Below are 738 nucleotides of genomic sequence, written 5' to 3'. Positions count from 1 at the left end.
TCCCGTCGTGTATTCCTTGAGGTAGATGTTCTCATATTTCACGGTTCGCCACAGACGTTCGATCATGACGTTGTCAATCGCTCGTCCTTTGCCGTCCATGCTGATGGCGATCGATTCTTGTTCCAGTCGCTTGGTGAAGATCTGGCTGGTGAATTGAGACCCCTGATCCGTGTTGAAGATCTCAGGTCGGCCATGCTGTAACGCTTCCTCCAGGGCCTCAACGCAAAACTCGACGTCCATGCTGTTGGACAGTTGCCAGGCCAACACGTAGCGACTGTACCAGTCCATGACTGCCGTCAAATACAGATACCCTCGACGCATTGGAACGAACGTGATGTCGCACGCCCACACTTGATTGGGGCGAACGATTTCAACGCCCCGAAGCAGGTAAGGATAAATCTTCTGACCTGCGGCCCGGACCGTCGTCCGAGGACTTGGTGCAAGCGACTTGAGCCCCATTTGCCTCAGTAATCGCTGCATTTTCTTGCGATTCACGACCTGGCCGTGACGTTCCAGGTGTGACACCATCCCACGGCTCCCCAAGTGCGGATGCTCCAGGTATTCCCCGTCGATCAGCCGCATCAGACGAAGGTCCTTATCGCTCACCGGGACGGGTTCGTAGAACACATTCGACCGATGTAGGCCCAGCAGTTCACACTGCCGACGAACACTCAGCTCGCCGTCACCGGGATCAATCCAAGACCGGCGTTCAGCCACCGTTCTCGGCCACTTTTTTTT

1 protein-coding gene is annotated in these 738 nt (G+C 55.4%); it reads right to left on the bottom strand.

Going from position 1 to position 738, the window contains the following annotated elements:
- The coding region (locus tag OSO_RS0100175; RefSeq protein ID WP_040591555.1) for an IS3 family transposase at positions 1-717 on the bottom strand (717 nt) is incomplete at its 3' end.
- Positions 718-738 lie beyond the last annotated feature (21 nt).

The sequence above is a fragment of the Schlesneria paludicola DSM 18645 genome, assembly GCF_000255655.1.
GTDB lineage: Bacteria > Planctomycetota > Planctomycetia > Planctomycetales > Planctomycetaceae > Schlesneria > Schlesneria paludicola.
Note: the sequence above shows the minus strand (reverse complement) of the source record. Positions and strands in the feature narration are given on the sequence as shown.